Raw genomic sequence first — 14670 nt, forward strand, 5'->3', positions numbered from 1 at the left:
AAACTGACAGAAATCAGCATTTGGCTCGATGCTCAGACCGCTTTGGAAAGGAGGGCCCAAAACTTGTTAAAAAACGCTGTACGCTCATCGAGGCCCAAGGCAGCCTTGTTCACCTTCAAAGTGACCGCCTTGATGGTTGCGGCTGTGCTGCCCTTGTCACAGGTCGTCCAAATCTTGTTGCCATTAAAATAGTGTGCAGCCGAGGCCAGCGGATATTTGGTCGCCACCCAATCTGCATTTGCGACGCAATCCTCGCCGATGAAGTCGGAGAATGCCTGATAATTGGACTTGCCGGTGAGTTGAATGTAGCCGCGACCACGGTAGCGGTAGCCGTCGCCGCTCGCTTCGTTGCCGTTGCCGATGATATTGGCATAAACGCGGTTGCCGATCTTTTCAGGGTTGCCGCCATAAGCTTTTGCCTGCTCGGCGGTGAATTTCTTGGGGAATACAGCGAGCAGCCTTGCGGCCGAATATTTCAGATTTTCCTCGACCTTTTTGAAAGTACCGCTTTCCACTGCGCATTGGGCGAGAAAATGGGCCAAGCGAAGGTTGGTCGTAATGTTGAATTTGGTCGCGATCGCCGCAATTTGAGCGATGACATTGTCTGGAATCGCGCCTTTGAGGGCCGTGAGATTGAGGGCAGGCGCAGCTGCTGCATTGATCACAGGATTGACAACCGGCTGCGAAGCCTTGACCAAGCCCATTTTGATCAGGGTTGGTTGATCTGCAATTCCATTGGCGGGTACGATTCCATTGGCGGTTTGCCATGCGATCAGGGCCTTTTCCGTGTCCTTCCCGAATCCGCCGTCTGCCTTTAAACCCAGTTTAGCTTGCAACAATTTGACATCGTCGCCTTTTGAACCTCGCTTGAGTGTGTCCATTTTATTTCCTGATCAAATTGGTTTCATGCTGCTTTTCCCTGTTTGACCGGGAATAGAGGTGGCACTTATCCAAATCTAGCCACCCAGCAGCAGATCTCCAAATTGTTTGCATTGGTTTGGAAATGGCTCTATCGGAGCATTCGGAAGGGAAAAACGGTCAAAATCAGCGGGGACGGATTAACCTTATCGATTCAATTCCACCAAGCGTAGGACCAAATCTTGAAGACCGGGTACATGCTCAGCGAAAAGAACAGGAACACGGCGATCATCATCCACGGCAAGATTTCAAAAAGTGCTTCGTTGATTTGCCTGGCCTTCATATCGAGAAATGCTTTGTCGGCTGAGGTCGAGAACCTCCGGTACTTTGGCGAATATCCCAGAAAAACATCCTTGAAATTCGCCTCTCGAATCATCAAGTTGTCACTCGAGAGGGTTAGAATTTTAAAAGAAAGGAAGCTTCCTCCAAAAGTAATGAAAAACGTCACAAGCAGACACTTGACCAATCTCATAATCAGCGAACTAATACCAAATCAACCTGCACCTACAACAAATATGAAGCAAAGTTAGCAGAATTGCCCCTTATTTTCAAGTTTCAACACCTAAAATGGAATTCTGGCGATAGGCATCATTAGCAATTTGGCAACAAAACCTTTAACTTCGCGGCCATTTGTAAAATTCGTTCAGAAGGCAAAAAACGAAGCATTCATGAAAATAAAGCACTATGTTATGGTTTGTCGCGCTGACCGTCCTCTTTGTTTGGGGATGCGGCAACGGCACCAACAACCAACAAAACACTGGCAATGATTCCACCGCAGTGGACTCCAATGCCACCGTCGAAAACGACTCCAATTTTAAGTGGGTCGCCGATGAATTTGCAGACATCCGTGTTCTGCGTTACAAGGTTCCTGGCTTCTCCGAGTTGCCTTTGGAGCAGAAGAAGTTGCTCTATTACCTGTCGGAAGCGGCAACCTCTGGTCGCGATATCATCTATGATCAAAATTACCGCAACAACCTCCTCGTGCGCCGCACGCTGGAAAACATCTACAAAACCTACAACGGCGACAAATCCGGCGAAAACTGGACGGCTTTCCATACCTATTTGAAGCAGATTTGGTATTCCAATGGCATTCACCATCACTATTCCTACGAAAAACACGAGCCCGGATTTGACTATGCCTACTTCGAAACGCTGGTCAAAGGATCTGACCAAGGTAAATTCCCCTTGGAGCGTGGCCAAACCGTCGACATCTTGCTGGCCAAGTTGAAGCCGATCATTTTTGACCCCAAAGTGGACTTCAAACGCGTAAACAAAGACGACGGGGTCGATCCTGTCGCCGGCAGCGCCAACAACAACTACGAAGGTGTGACAGCCAAGGAGGTGGATAAGTTCTACAAAGCCATGGTCGTCCCTGGCGATACTACCCCGCCAAGCTACGGTCTCAACTCCAAGCTCGTCAAATCCGGCAATACGCTCGTCGAAAAGACCTGGAAAGTTGGCGGCATGTACGGCCAAGCCATCGAGCAAATCGTCAATTGGCTCAAAAAAGGCACCGAGGTCATGACCAATGCCAAGCAGAAAAAAGCCACGGAATTGCTGATCCAATACTACGAAACTGGCGATTTGCGCAAGTTTGACGAATACAGCTTGGCCTGGATCGATGACAAAGACGGCGAAGTTGACTTTATCAATGGCTTTATTGAAGTCTATGGTGATGCCATCGGCCGCCGTGGTGCCTACGAATCCGTCGTGCAACTCACCGACCCTGTTGCTAGCAAGCGCATTTCGGCCATTGCCAAAGAAGCACAGTGGTTTGAAGACAACAGCCCGATCATGGATGCCCACAAGAAGAAGGAAGTGACAGGCATCTCCGCAAAGGTGATCAACGTGGTGATGGAAGCCGGCGACGCCTCGCCTTCCACCCCGATCGGCATCAACCTGCCCAACGCGGATTGGATCCGTAAAAGAGGTTCCAAGTCCGTGAACCTCGCCAACATTGTCGAAGCCTATGACCAAGCTGGCAAACGTACCGGAATTCTGGAAGAATTTGCCTGGGACGAAGCCGAGGTAGCCTTGAGCCGTAAATTCAGCGGATTGCCTTCGAACCTGCATACCGATATGCACGAAGTGATCGGGCATGCATCCGGCCAAGTCAATCCAGGCATCGGTGCGCCCCACGAGACTTTGGGCAAGTATGCATCGACCCTCGAAGAAGGCCGTGCCGACCTCGTCGCACTCTACTACCTGCTTGATCCTAAACTCGTCGAAATGGGTGTCATGCCATCGGTCGAAGTTGGCAAGGCACAGTACAGCGACTACATTCGCAATGGCATGATGTTGCAGCTTCGCCGCCTCAAAATCGGCAAAAACATCGAAGAAGACCACATGCGCAACCGTCAGTTGATCTGCAAATGGGTCCTCGAAAAAGGCAAAAAGGACAATGTTGTCGAGCAACGCGTGCGTGAAGGCAAAACCTACTTCGTGGTCAACAACTACGAAAAACTCCGCGATCTTTTTGGCCAATTGCTCCGCGAAATCCAGCGCATCAAGTCAGAAGGTGACATGAAGGCAGCAACTGCACTTGTCGAAGGCTACGGCGTGAAGGTCGATCAGAAATTGCACCAAGAAGTCCTTGACCGTGTCGCTACGTTGAAAATCCCACCTTACAGCGGATTTATCAATCCTGTTTTGAAGCCTGTCATGGATGGAAAAGGCAATATCATCGACGTCAAAATCGAGTATCCTGAAGACTTCACCGAGCAGCATCTCTACTACAGCGAGAAGTACTCCTTCCTCCCGACGATCAATTGATCCATGGGATAAAGATAAAGCGCCCCGAAGCTAGCTTCGGGGCGCTTTGTTTTTATTCAAGAACATCATTTTCCTACCGAATGCCTTTTTGCGTCTCGCACCAAAGGACTACGATCATTCCGATGATTATTCCTCCCGTGCAGCTTTCAAGCCATCCAAAATATTGGCTTCCTCTGCGCGGCCTTTGAAGGCCCTTTTCAAGTCCCAATCTCCGCCGTAAAACAACAAGGTCGGCGTTTGCGCAGCGCCAAACGTTTCCAGAAAAACCTTCGGTTCGCAAAGTCCGACCAAGACACCCGGGCGTTTCAACATATCCTTTTCAATGAGATAGGTCACCACGCGCGACCGGTCTGCCGAACTGATCATCACCAAGGTATTGTCTCCAAATTGATCAAATTGGGCGACAATGGAGTTCATTGTTTCCTGGCAATGTTCGCAATCGGGATCAAAATAGAAAATCGCAACAGGCTTGTCTTCGGGAAGGTTGTCACGTTTCAGCAAGCCGCCGTCCCAACCATCAAACTCAAAATTTGGCAGGGACTGCCGTTTTCTTTGCTCCTCGGTGCCGCGACTGCAACCCGTGGCAACCAAGACACAACTTGCAAGGAAAACAGCCAAGTAAGAAAACCGCCTGATGCTAGACATTTCGACCATCAATCTTTTCATGGGCCAAAAGTATTGCAAAATCACGATCAAATCCGCAAAAATGCGAAACAGCCTTGGGGTAAAGCCTTGCGTGAGTGAAAGCTTTTGCATCTTTGCAACAATATCAAATTGGCAAAAAATGCAAGAAATAGAAGCTAAAGTCCTCGAAATCGATCCGGAAACCATCATTGCGAAGCTCCAAAACTTGGGGGCGGCATTCGACTTTGAAGACGAATTTTTTGCCATCTATTTTGACGATGCAACCGGAAGACTCGGTGGTCAACAGCAAGTTCTTCGCATTCGGAAGGAAGGGAAAGATGTACGGCTCACTTTCAAAGCTCCGCATGCAGACACGCAGGCGGGCATCCGGAGTCGCGAAGAGTTGGAACTACCGATCGGTGATTTTGAGATGATGCGCCTCATTTTGCAGCGACTGGGTTATGTCGAATACCTGAAAATGCGCAAAATCAGGACGCAGTATTCGCTGGATGGGGTTCACATCGTGATCGATAACCATATCGACGATTTGGCCTTCATTCCGCCCTACCTGGAAATCGAGGCCCCGAGCCATGAAGCCCTGTTTGAAATGGCGGATCGCCTTGGAATACCACGCGATCAGTTGATCGACTGGAACGCGGCAAAGGTGATGGACTATTACCGCGAGCGGGGTTGACATGTAAACCACTAACGATTGGACGGAGGTTCACCCCCAATCTACGAGCTTAAATTCGGTCAAATTCTCCAGAACCTGATCCGCAATGCCCCATCGGGGGTCATGGAGGCCACCGACGGAGGGGACCAACAAACATTTCATTCTGGCCGCCTTGGCGGCGAGCAGGCCGTTGAAGCTGTCCTCGACGGCTAGGCATTCGACCGTCGGAATCCCCAAATCGCCCGCTGTACGGATATAAACTGCAGGATGCGGCTTGCCATGGCTGTCGTCCGCACCCGAACGCAAGATTTCAAACGCGTCTCGTATTCCGAAATGGGTGACCAAAGCCTCGATCATCCGCATGGGCGATGCAGATGCAAGTGCAATTCGCAAACCTGACGCACGCACCTGGGCAAGCGCGTCCACCACGCCCGGGAGCAGGCTGCCGCGCTCCTGTACAAGCCCGATCACACGGTCCACAATCTCATCATGAATCTGCTCCTGCGACTTGCCCGTCCATGGAAATTGAGTAAACCAATAGGCAATCACTTCGTCAATCCGCAATCCGATGGTGCTGTGCATCATTTCTGTGGTCAAGGTCACCCCAACCGTCGAAAAAACTTCAAATTCGGCGATTTGCCACAGTGGTTCACTGTCAAACAAAGTACCGTCCATGTCAAAAATGACGGCCTTGACCGCGGGTCCTGCATTCATGCCCCGAAATTAATGCTTTTTTGGGCAAGCGAATGCGATAATGGCTGCCTTTGCAGCGTGCCTATACACGTGAAACATCACCTGAGCATGTACCCAATACCATCCGAGATTCAATTCCATTGGTGGATATCTCTCATAGTTTCTAAAACCAAATACCTATCATTGCGGTTCTTGACACTTTGGATCAGCGTATGAAAATGAGATTCTGGATAGGTACCTTGGCCTGCATGGCGACGTTTGTAATGCAATGTGTTCAGGCACAAACACCTGACAACCGCATTCGCGTAGGACTTTCCATCGGACCGGAGGCCACCACCTTTATCAACAATCCATTTAACAACCTCATTTCTGAGATTCGCATTCCTGGCATCACCGGGGAAATGAATGCCCGCATTCGCTTTGGAAAACACTTTAGCCTGCAATTATCGCCGGGTTATACCTATCGGCCCTATCGTTCCCACCGCACATTTGTCGGCGACAGTCTGGACGCCGAAGGTAACCCCGCCCCTTTCCGCGGGAAGACGGTGGATCGTAAATTGCGCGGAGACCTCCATGAAGGCCGGATTGGGATGCGGTTTTTCTACCATTTCACCGATACACGGCAAGGCTGGCACATCGGCTTCGGTCCTGAATTGCAGTTGATTCGCCTCCGGGATTTCGCCATCAACCTGACCTCCGACAGCATGACCGTGATCGATGCCTCAACGGAATTGCTCGAATTGCCGTTGCTGGTCGGAGTCGAAGTTACCGGTGGATATTCCATGGTCCTTGATGGGCGACGGGTACTTTTTTTTGATCCCTACTTCAAATACAGTCCGATTTTTACCGAAGAAGCCAAAATTCTCTCTTGGGGAAGTGCCGGGCTGCGAATCGGAATCTGGCTTTAGCCCAAGCGAAGATTGGGTCTCCAAAATTGCGAATTCGAGCGCAAAGCCTGCGACACAGACAATTTTGCTTAAATTCAGCCATTGAATTGAAACGAGATTCGCATGAGCAAGAAATTTTGCGTCTTGGCCCTCGGGCTTTTTGTTTGCAGTGGTTTGTCATTCGCCCAAAAGAAAGACGAATGGAAGGTCGATGATCCGCATGGACCCAGCAAAACCATTGAATTTGAGACGGATGAAGGCACGTGGATGAATATCGACGTCAGTCCCGACGGTCGCGAAATCGCCTTTGACTTGCTTGGCGACATCTACACCATGCCGATTTCAGGCGGCAAAGCCTTGCGAATCGCCGAGGGCATGCCTTGGGAAGTGCAGCCGCGTTTCAGCCCTGACGGGCAGACCATCCTCTTCACGAGCGACCGCAGCGGCGGCGACAATATCTGGCAGATGAAGCGTGATGGCAGCGACAAAAAGCAGCTGACGAAGGAAGATTTCCGCCTGCTCAATAACGGCTTCTGGCATCCCGGTGGCGAATATTTCGTTGCACGCAAGCACTTTACGGGCACCCGCTCCCTCGGCGCCGGCGAAATGTGGCTCTACCACAAAACCGGCGGAGCCGGCATGCAGCTCACCAAACGCAAAAACGATCAACAAGACGCTGGCGAACCCGTGTTCTCGCCTGACGGAAAATATGTCTATTTCAGCGAAGACATGGATGGCGCGGGGTATTTCACCTACAACAAAAATCCGCATGACCAGATTTACGTGATTCGCCGCTACGACACGCAAAAGGGTGAAATTGAAGAGGTTGTCTCCGGACCCGGCGGGGCTGTGCGTCCACAGGTGTCGCCCGACGGGAAATTGCTGGCATTCATTCGCAGGGTGCGCACCAAAAGCGTTTTGTATGTGCACGACTTGAAAACGGGAGAAGAATGGCCTGTTTTTGACCGCTTGAACAAGGATCAACAGGAAACTTGGGCGACCTTCGGGGTGTATCCCAATTACCAGTTTCTGCCTACTTCGAAGGAGGTGGTGATTTGGGCCGAAGGACATCTTTGGCGCGTGAATGTCGAGACGACCGAAGCCAAGCAGATTCCTTTCACCGCGAATGTCAAGCAGGTGGTGAGCGAGGCGCTGCATTTCCCGCAGGAGGTCAGCCCCAAGAATTTCGAAGCCAAGATGATTCGTCAAGCCGTCACAAGCCCCGATGGAAAGCAGCTCGTCTTCCATGCAGCCGGCGACCTCTATGTCAAGGACTTGCCCAAGGGCAATCCACGCAAGCTCGGCAAAGGCATTGACCATGAATATTATCCTTGCTTCTCCCCTGACGGCAAAAGCATCCTTTTGGTCTCTTGGAACGATGCCAACATGGCCACCGTCAAAGTCCGCGACCTCGCCACAGGTACCGACCGCAACATCACTACTGAAAAAGGATTCTACCACAATCCGCGGTGGAGCCATGATGGCAAGATGATCGTCTTTGAAAAAGGCAGCGGCACCGGGGAATTGGGCTTTGCATTCGGCAACGAAACGGGGCTCTACCTTTGCAATGCAGACGGCAGCAACCTGCATTTCCTTTGCAAAGACGGCTCCGAACCCTATTTCGATGAGACCGACAAAAGGATTTATTATTCTTCCGGCGGCGGGATGAGCAAGTCGTTCAAGAGTATTGGCATTGACGGCAAGGATGTTACCACGCACTTCACGGCCAAATACGCCAAGGATTTTGTTCCTAGCCCCGACGGAAAGTGGATCGCCTTCACGGAATTGTACAATGCTTATGTGGCTGCATTTCCGAAAACCGGGCAAGCCCTCGATTTGAGTGGCGGCGGTGGTGGCTACCCTGTGTTCAAGGTCACCCGCGACGCGGGCACGAGCCTGCATTGGAGCCACGACAGCAAAAACCTGCATTGGTTGCTCGGCCCCGAATACTTCAGCCGCAGCCTCGAAAAATGCTTCACCTTCCTGCCGAGCAGCCCCGACAGTCTTCCTCCGGTGGATTCGACAGGCATCAACATCGGCTTGAAACTCGATACCTACGTGCCGACGGGCGTGGTTGCTGTGACGGGTGCCCGTATCATCAGCATGAAGGGTGACGAAGTGATCGAGCGCGGCGACATTGTCGTCGAAGGCAACCGCATCGTGGCCATCGGCAAATCGGGCGAAGTCAAGATTCCGAAGGATGCGAAAATCATTTCGGCAGAAGGCAAGACCATTATGCCGGGCATCGTGGACGTGCACGCGCACATGGGCAACAGTTACAATGGTATCTCGCCACAACAGCAATGGTCTTACTATGCAGGCCTTGCTTATGGAACGACGACGACGCACGACCCGAGCAGCAACACGGAAATGGTCTTTTCCCAAAGCGAAATGGTCAAATCCGGCAGGATGATCGGGCCGCGCATCTACTCGACGGGCACCATTCTCTACGGCGCGGACGGCGATTTCAAGGCCGTCGTGAACAGTCTTGACGATGCCCGCTCGCACCTGCGCCGCATGAAAGCCGTGGGCGCATTCTCCGTCAAAAGCTACAATCAACCGCGCCGCAACCAACGCCAACAGGTGATCCAAGCTGCCCGCGAATTGAAAATGGAGGTCGTGCCGGAAGGTGGATCCTTCTTCTACCACAACCTTACACAAGTGCTCGACGGCCACACCGGCATCGAACACAGCATCCCCGTTTCGCCGGTATATAAGGATGTGCTGCAACTCTGGGGAGGCACGCAGACGGCCTATACCCCTACCCTGATCGTGGGCTACGGCGGTATTTGGGGCGAAAACTATTGGTATCAGAAGACGGAGGTCTGGAAGAATGAGCGCCTGCTGAAATACTATCCGCGCGGCATTTTGGATTCACGTTCGATGCGGCGCACAATGGCGCCCGACGATGATTTCGGGCATATCGGCAATGCGAAGGCGGCTTATGCCTTGATGAAAGCCGGCACCAAGGTGCAGCTCGGCGCGCATGGGCAGCTGCATGGACTTGGCGCGCATTGGGAGATGTGGATGTTTGTCCAAGGCGGATTTTCGCCGTTGGAGGCGATTCGTGCATCGACCTTGTGGGGCGCGGATTACATCGGCATGACCAAGGACATCGGCTCCTTGGAGGTTGGCAAATTGGCGGACTTCATCATGATGGACAAAAATCCGCTGGAAGACATCCGCAATTCGGAGGCGATCGCAATGGTGGTCGCCAATGGGCGCGTCTTTGATGCCAATACGATGGACGAAGTCGGCAATCAGCAGCGCAAGCGCGAGCAATTTTTCTGGGAGCGTGCGAAGGGCAGCGATGCATTCCCCTGGCACGAGGAAACGCAGAGCTTTATGGGCGGTCAATGCGGCTGTTTCCACCATGCCCACAACTAGGCCGGCAGATGCGCCGCCACCTGTTTGCAGAGCCTACGATCACAAGGGCCGCGAACAGCCCCCTTGCAAGCATTTGAAGCATTTCCTGGTGCAAGGCGATGCCGCATGCACGAGCGACTACCATTACTGCTTTGACTGTCAAAGGGTTTGGGCTTTCACAGATTGTACGCTTGACCCGGGGCCAAGTTGGGACGCCATCGCTTTCGAGGTTCTGAAAAACCGATCCTTCTGGAATCATGGGCTCACCGAAAACTACTTCCCGGCAGCGGCTTTTACAGAATTGCCTGCAAGCTTCGAACGCTGGGTCATCCGCCTGAAGGAACCGGAATACGCTGTAGGACCAGTATAACCATCTGCCATGCAAGAATCACCACGACCTGGAAAAACCACGGACTGTGCGACGGATCCCACCGACCAATTTATGGAGCCCAGGTGCAAACGTCTCCTGCTTTTCCTCGAAGGCACCGACACCTACATGGACTACCGCTATTACTTCTGCAAAGATTGCCGGCGCATCTGGGAAAGTTCGATGTTTTACCAGGATTGGGAACCGCATTGGACGATTCTCCCTTGGGCCGAATTTGAAGGGAAGACCGAGAAATGGATTGATATTTCCGGGAAGGATTTTAAGCCCAAGCTTGCCTTTGAAAATGGTGTGGACAGTTTCGAGCAATGGATTTTGGGGCCGGACCCGGGCATGAGTCTAAGGTATTAGACTGCCTCTCAAGCGGCGTGGAAGTTTCTCTAGCAGAAAATGTTTTCGCTTTGCTGATGTGGAACAACTCGAAGGAGCAAAAGTCCTTGGGCTTGAGTGCTCAGGCTGGAAAATAGAACTCCTTGAACTTCTTCATATTGGAAGGTCGTCCCAAAGACAGCACTTTAATAGCCCCTCCTGCATTGTGAATGATCCGTGCTTGGGACAAAATCCACATCAAATGCACCTTGAAACTTTTGAGTTGCGAAATCTCGATCACGCGATCATGGTTGTCTGCCCCCAAAAATTCTTTGAAGTCGCTTTCCAATTGTTCGACCGTCAATTGGGGATTCTTGAGCATGTTCTCGAGTCCTTGCTCCACCGAAACGCCCTGACCAAAACTGAAGGTTTTGATTTTGAGGAAGCGACCAAAATGGAGTCATTTCCTTCTTGGGCACGATGAAAATATACCGTTTGGTTCCCGACACTCACTTCGGCATTGGTCATGCCGGTGACTTTCCCGCCGGTGTAATTGCTTTGGGATAGGAAGAAATAGTTGGTATCGCGTTGGAGTGGGGTCGACATGGGGATTTCTGGGTTTAGGCACGCAAGTTAATGAATGACAGGCGGTTTCACTAAGTTTGGAATGGCCACCGGCAGTGATGTACAATTGCGACTTTCGCGGGCAAATCCGCCATCCACTGACCGTCACGAACCGCACCTAGTCAAATGCAGAATCAACGCTGCAGTTGCACCAACGATAGTGCCTGATGACGAATACTTCGGAAAATTACCCAAGCACCCACCTGAGAATGATCTTCAAAACACACGCGGATCGGTTTGCGTGAGTCAAGTTCTGAATTTCTGGAACAGGATTGACAACAGGACTTCAGCGACCACACCTACCCCAAGCATGTGCGGGATCGGGATCCTTAATATTTAATCGTAAAGCCTGCTCAGGCAGGTTCAGGCTAAAAATCCAGCCGTTGGAAGATGGAATTCCTTTGTGGTAAATTCTGGGAAGATGACGCCACCTGTTTGGAGGGAATAGCAGGAATTGAGATCGAAATTGCGCTTCTCTGTACCTGCGATCTGCGTGCCTGCAAGTTTTTTGATGTCTGCGAGGTCCTGCAAATACAAAAAACCTGCATTACCACCACCGGCAACCATTCCTTCCCGGTTTTCTCGGGTCGCGTACAGCATGTAGTTTTTTCCGCCATTGGAAAAGCAGTAAACGCCCCCATCATCTATGAACTCGTTGCCCAAACGTCTTGGCACTGTGCTGTATTGCGTTACTGCTCCATCCTTGACCTCAATGGCCAAGAAATCGAGCCAAGCTGCCGTTTCTGCCCCCATGGATGCGGCTGTATGCACAATGTACTGGGTACCTCCCGGCATTGTAAATACATTGATCCTCACAGGTGTTTTTAGTGCCCATCCGATAGGGTTTTGGAAGTTTGGATCCAATGATGAAACCCATAGATCTGAGGCATCGATTGATGCTGCAGATACCAGCTTTCCACTCTGAAGTTTGAAAAATTCCAGTTTTTGTTGATTCTTAGTCTTAGGTATATCCCCCCATGCCAGGACATTCAGCCCATCCCCTTCCACTACCGCTGCTTTGAAAAAATGTACGGCATCTGAACCCAAGGAAAAGAGTTGGCCTTTTCCACCTTTCGGGAAATAATGGACATATAGATTCTTGTCGTCATTTTTGAAATTCCTGAAAAACACAGTAACATCGCCTGCATCGTTGATCTGGGCTCCTTGTTGGCTGAAATCCACCTTTGCAGCATCTGCCAAAGGCGCCTGCTCTTGTGATGAAATAATGTTGAGGTTGGCGTCTAGGACGAATATTTTGTGCTGCGGCACCTTGCCAAATATGGCCGAAACTAAAATCTTCTGGTGGTCGGGAGAGGCGGCCCATAAAACAGTACTGCCACTGCTAAGTCCGTATTCTGCTACGTTGTAAAGGTTTCCACTTACTAGGTCCCAAGAATTCACATCCCCCAGAAGTTTCTCTTTGATTTCTCCCTTAGTTGTAATGCGAACCACGCCATAAGAGACCTTCCGAGACCGAACGGGTATCGACACACGGTCAACGTTTTTGCTGTATGCGAGAATGAAGGCTCCTGCCCCATTGTCTACCATCCAAACTGCGGACATGGGGGCGGTGGTGAAGTTCAGTTTGGTTTTAACCGGTGCGGTACCTCCACGTCCGAATTTCCAAAGCCATACCGATTCGCCTTGCTTCTCCTCAAAGTAGGAAGTGGAAATTCGAAGAGATTTCCTTCCGCATCTTCTGTGAATCCAAGAAAATGCTCCCGTTTCTCACGCGCACCGACTCCAGCCTGAAGGATTTTCTGGGCTGAGATGGAAAGAGTGGCAGCCATGAGTACTATCAAAAACCAAAGTTTTTTCATGTAAACTGAGTATGTTATGCCGAATTCAACGTTTAAGTGTGACAGTATCGTAAAAATACTTCACGCGGAGTAATAAATCCTATTTTTTTTCTTGTCAATTTGGTGAATTGCTACGACGGTAATGGCGCATCTCGGAGTTGATCGCTTGCGCAACACTAGGCACCCTTCTTCTCGACAGGATTGCCGGGTGGTTGATGTTGCTAATTCGTTGATTATGCCCTTAAACCAACGCAAACTGCGACTTTCGCAGACAAGCCTCCCGATCTCTGACAAATTTTCAGAAATGTTTACAAAAACCGTAAATTTTGAGCATGGTTTCCGGTCGATTCAAGAATTCGAAGGCAAAATACATCATCTTGGTGACGCTTCCCCTCCTGTTGTTGGGGATCGTCGGGATGTATTATTTCCCTTGGTTTCCGGGAAACAAACTCCTGCATTCCCTTCCGCGTGGCGCCAAGGCGCTTGCAGCTGAGGAGATTTTCTTCAAAGGGCAAGGCTTTGACATTCTACAAATCGACCCCAAAAAGCAGGAATTGCGGCTGTATTGGAAAGACAATGCAGGGCATCCGTACGGAAGTTTCGAAGCACTTCGTGACAGCCTTTCCAAAGAGGGAAAAACCTTGCGTTTTGCGACCAATGCGGGCATATTCAGTGAAAATCAGACACCTGGCGGACTCCATATTGAAGACGGAAAACAGCTTCGCAGCTTGAATCTCAACGAAGGCGAAGGCAATTTCCACATGAAGCCCAATGGCGTGTTCATGCTGGGCGCGGAAGGTCCGGGCGTCGTCGAATCCCAGGAATTTTCCCAATCCGAAGCCGCACCGACGATCGCCACGCAAAGCGGTCCGCTACTGGTGATCGATGGCGAATTGCATCCTGCATTCCGGGAAGGCTCTGAAAACAAGCACATTCGCAATGGTGTCGGTGTGGACAAAGCCGGAAAAATCTGGTTTGCCCTTTCGCATGAGCGGGTCAATTTCTTTGATTTTGCCTCGCTTTTCAAGGATCATCTCCATTGTCCGGACGCGCTGTATTTGGACGGCTCCATTTCCGGCTTCTACCTGCCTGAACTGAACCGCAACGACTTCCACCATGATTTTTGCGGAATTTTGGCCGTGGTGGATTGACAATTCCCATTCGAATTCCGTAATTTTCTTCCATGGCAAAGGCAATGCAGATTGACTTTCATAACGTGATGGCCCGCAGGACCAAGGAGCAACTGCTCGCGGTCGTGCGCGAAGGCCATGATTATGTGCCCGATGCCATTGAAGCTGCCTATTCGGAATTGAAACGCCGGGGAGTAAATGCATTCGACATCGCTGCTGCTGAAGACCTTGCGATTGAAAACAAGATTCGGCAAGACCAGCTGGCGAGCCTTTCGATGACCTTGAGGGAGGCCCTTCTTTGGCTCCTTCTCCCCTTTTGGGCATTAACTCCTTGGGGCGTGCGCCGATTTGAACGTTATACCCAAGACGGATTCCGCAAAAAATCCATTCAAATTCTCGAGTTTGCCTTCATCGGATTCAGCGTTTATACTTTGATCGCCATCGTGGTCATGCAGTTTCTCCGATGAGGTAGATTTTGGCGAAATGCGCG

16 protein-coding genes are annotated in these 14670 nt (G+C 50.9%); 8 read left to right on the plus strand and 8 right to left on the minus strand.

All coding sequences use genetic code 11. The annotated features are described in order from the left end of the window. Window positions 1-32 precede the first annotated feature (32 nt). Together IPN95_17250 and IPN95_17255 are read right to left on the minus strand one after the other, a co-directional pair. Window positions 33-881 carry a peptidoglycan-binding protein gene (locus tag IPN95_17250; GenBank protein MBK9451116.1) on the minus strand — a complete coding sequence of 283 codons (849 nt, stop codon included), beginning with the start codon at window positions 879-881 and terminating at the stop codon, window positions 33-35. A gap of 191 nt (window positions 882-1072) precedes the next feature. After that, window positions 1073-1390: a hypothetical protein gene (locus IPN95_17255; GenBank protein ID MBK9451117.1), complete on the minus strand. Its 318-nt coding sequence runs from the start codon at window positions 1388-1390 to the stop codon at window positions 1073-1075. Between the two features lie 212 nt (window positions 1391-1602). Between IPN95_17255 and IPN95_17260 the strand changes: the two genes are divergently transcribed. Continuing rightward, window positions 1603-3690: a dihydrofolate reductase gene (locus IPN95_17260; protein MBK9451118.1), complete on the plus strand. Its 2088-nt coding sequence runs from the start codon at window positions 1603-1605 to the stop codon at window positions 3688-3690. A 126-nt stretch (window positions 3691-3816) separates the two neighbouring features. On the opposite strand, the gene IPN95_17265 is transcribed toward IPN95_17260, so the two are convergent. Continuing rightward, on the minus strand, window positions 3817-4446 hold the full coding sequence (locus tag IPN95_17265; protein ID MBK9451119.1) for a redoxin domain-containing protein: 630 nt from the start codon (window positions 4444-4446) through the stop codon (window positions 3817-3819). Between the two features lie 28 nt (window positions 4447-4474). Between IPN95_17265 and cyaB the strand changes: the two genes are divergently transcribed. Next, complete coding sequence (cyaB, locus tag IPN95_17270; protein MBK9451120.1) at window positions 4475-5008, plus strand: class IV adenylate cyclase; 534 nt, start codon at window positions 4475-4477, stop codon at window positions 5006-5008. 30 nt (window positions 5009-5038) lie between these two features. On the opposite strand, the gene hxpB is transcribed toward cyaB, so the two are convergent. Further along, a complete protein-coding gene (hxpB, locus tag IPN95_17275) occupies window positions 5039-5701 on the minus strand; it encodes a hexitol phosphatase HxpB (GenBank protein MBK9451121.1) in 663 nt (220 codons plus the stop codon). A gap of 197 nt (window positions 5702-5898) precedes the next feature. Here hxpB and IPN95_17280 point away from each other — a divergent pair, with 197 nt between their 5' ends. The 4 genes from IPN95_17280 (at window position 5899) to IPN95_17295 (ending at window position 10669) form a co-directional block, all read left to right on the plus strand. Continuing rightward, the gene (locus tag IPN95_17280; protein MBK9451122.1) at window positions 5899-6588 is read left to right on the plus strand and encodes a hypothetical protein; all 690 of its coding nucleotides are present in this window, start codon (window positions 5899-5901) and stop codon (window positions 6586-6588) included. A 102-nt stretch (window positions 6589-6690) separates the two neighbouring features. Then, window positions 6691-9954: a PD40 domain-containing protein gene (locus IPN95_17285; GenBank protein MBK9451123.1), complete on the plus strand. Its 3264-nt coding sequence runs from the start codon at window positions 6691-6693 to the stop codon at window positions 9952-9954. Then, window positions 9941-10303, plus strand: coding sequence for a hypothetical protein (locus IPN95_17290; GenBank protein MBK9451124.1), 363 nt, complete (start codon window positions 9941-9943; stop codon window positions 10301-10303). Before IPN95_17285 ends, IPN95_17290 begins: the two co-directional genes overlap by 14 nt. A gap of 9 nt (window positions 10304-10312) precedes the next feature. Next, on the plus strand, window positions 10313-10669 hold the full coding sequence (locus IPN95_17295; protein MBK9451125.1) for a hypothetical protein: 357 nt from the start codon (window positions 10313-10315) through the stop codon (window positions 10667-10669). Between the two features lie 100 nt (window positions 10670-10769). Here the strand turns inward: IPN95_17295 and IPN95_17300 are convergent, their stop codons facing one another. The 4 genes from IPN95_17300 to IPN95_17315 all read right to left on the minus strand — a co-directional run bounded on the left by IPN95_17300 (window position 10770) and on the right by IPN95_17315 (window position 13071). Then, window positions 10770-11009: a hypothetical protein gene (locus IPN95_17300; protein ID MBK9451126.1), complete on the minus strand. Its 240-nt coding sequence runs from the start codon at window positions 11007-11009 to the stop codon at window positions 10770-10772. Continuing rightward, window positions 10988-11233 (minus strand): hypothetical protein, encoded by a 246-nt coding sequence (locus tag IPN95_17305; GenBank protein ID MBK9451127.1) that lies wholly within the window; start codon window positions 11231-11233, stop codon window positions 10988-10990. The genes IPN95_17300 and IPN95_17305 overlap by 22 nt, the downstream gene beginning before the upstream one ends. A 381-nt stretch (window positions 11234-11614) precedes the next feature. Further along, complete coding sequence (locus IPN95_17310) at window positions 11615-12814, minus strand: hypothetical protein (GenBank protein ID MBK9451128.1); 1200 nt, start codon at window positions 12812-12814, stop codon at window positions 11615-11617. 17 nt (window positions 12815-12831) lie between these two features. Further along, the gene (locus tag IPN95_17315; protein MBK9451129.1) at window positions 12832-13071 is read right to left on the minus strand and encodes a hypothetical protein; all 240 of its coding nucleotides are present in this window, start codon (window positions 13069-13071) and stop codon (window positions 12832-12834) included. A 311-nt stretch (window positions 13072-13382) separates the two neighbouring features. On the opposite strand from IPN95_17315, the gene IPN95_17320 reads away from it, so the two are divergent. Then, window positions 13383-14201 (plus strand): phosphodiester glycosidase family protein, encoded by an 819-nt coding sequence (locus IPN95_17320; GenBank protein MBK9451130.1) that lies wholly within the window; start codon window positions 13383-13385, stop codon window positions 14199-14201. A 32-nt stretch (window positions 14202-14233) separates the two neighbouring features. Then, window positions 14234-14647, plus strand: coding sequence for a hypothetical protein (locus tag IPN95_17325; protein MBK9451131.1), 414 nt, complete (start codon window positions 14234-14236; stop codon window positions 14645-14647). Window positions 14648-14670: the final 23 nt, after the last annotated feature.

The organism is Bacteroidota bacterium, from assembly GCA_016718825.1.
GTDB lineage: Bacteria > Bacteroidota > Bacteroidia > J057 > JADKCL01 > JADKCL01.

Excerpts from the sequence above, each read along its gene's own strand:
- IPN95_17280 (MBK9451122.1), top strand. The coding sequence starts at position 5,899 with ATGAGATTCTGGATAGGTACCTTGGCCTGCATGGCGACGTTTGTAATG.
- IPN95_17285 (MBK9451123.1), top strand. The coding sequence starts at position 6,691 with ATGAGCAAGAAATTTTGCGTCTTGGCCCTCGGGCTTTTTGTTTGCAGT.
- IPN95_17260 (MBK9451118.1), top strand. The coding sequence starts at position 1,603 with ATGTTATGGTTTGTCGCGCTGACCGTCCTCTTTGTTTGGGGATGCGGC.
- hxpB (MBK9451121.1), bottom strand. The coding sequence starts at position 5,701 with ATGAATGCAGGACCCGCGGTCAAGGCCGTCATTTTTGACATGGACGGT.
- IPN95_17295 (MBK9451125.1), top strand. The coding sequence starts at position 10,313 with ATGCAAGAATCACCACGACCTGGAAAAACCACGGACTGTGCGACGGAT.
- IPN95_17300 (MBK9451126.1), bottom strand. The coding sequence starts at position 11,009 with ATGCTCAAGAATCCCCAATTGACGGTCGAACAATTGGAAAGCGACTTC.
- IPN95_17255 (MBK9451117.1), bottom strand. The coding sequence starts at position 1,390 with ATGAGATTGGTCAAGTGTCTGCTTGTGACGTTTTTCATTACTTTTGGA.
- IPN95_17310 (MBK9451128.1), bottom strand. The coding sequence starts at position 12,814 with ATGTCCGCAGTTTGGATGGTAGACAATGGGGCAGGAGCCTTCATTCTC.
- IPN95_17315 (MBK9451129.1), bottom strand. The coding sequence starts at position 13,071 with ATGAAAAAACTTTGGTTTTTGATAGTACTCATGGCTGCCACTCTTTCC.
- IPN95_17265 (MBK9451119.1), bottom strand. The coding sequence starts at position 4,446 with ATGCAAAAGCTTTCACTCACGCAAGGCTTTACCCCAAGGCTGTTTCGC.
- IPN95_17325 (MBK9451131.1), top strand. The coding sequence starts at position 14,234 with ATGGCAAAGGCAATGCAGATTGACTTTCATAACGTGATGGCCCGCAGG.
- cyaB (MBK9451120.1), top strand. The coding sequence starts at position 4,475 with ATGCAAGAAATAGAAGCTAAAGTCCTCGAAATCGATCCGGAAACCATC.
- IPN95_17320 (MBK9451130.1), top strand. The coding sequence starts at position 13,383 with ATGGTTTCCGGTCGATTCAAGAATTCGAAGGCAAAATACATCATCTTG.
- IPN95_17250 (MBK9451116.1), bottom strand. The coding sequence starts at position 881 with ATGGACACACTCAAGCGAGGTTCAAAAGGCGACGATGTCAAATTGTTG.
- IPN95_17305 (MBK9451127.1), bottom strand. The coding sequence starts at position 11,233 with ATGTCGACCCCACTCCAACGCGATACCAACTATTTCTTCCTATCCCAA.
- IPN95_17290 (MBK9451124.1), top strand. The coding sequence starts at position 9,941 with ATGCCCACAACTAGGCCGGCAGATGCGCCGCCACCTGTTTGCAGAGCC.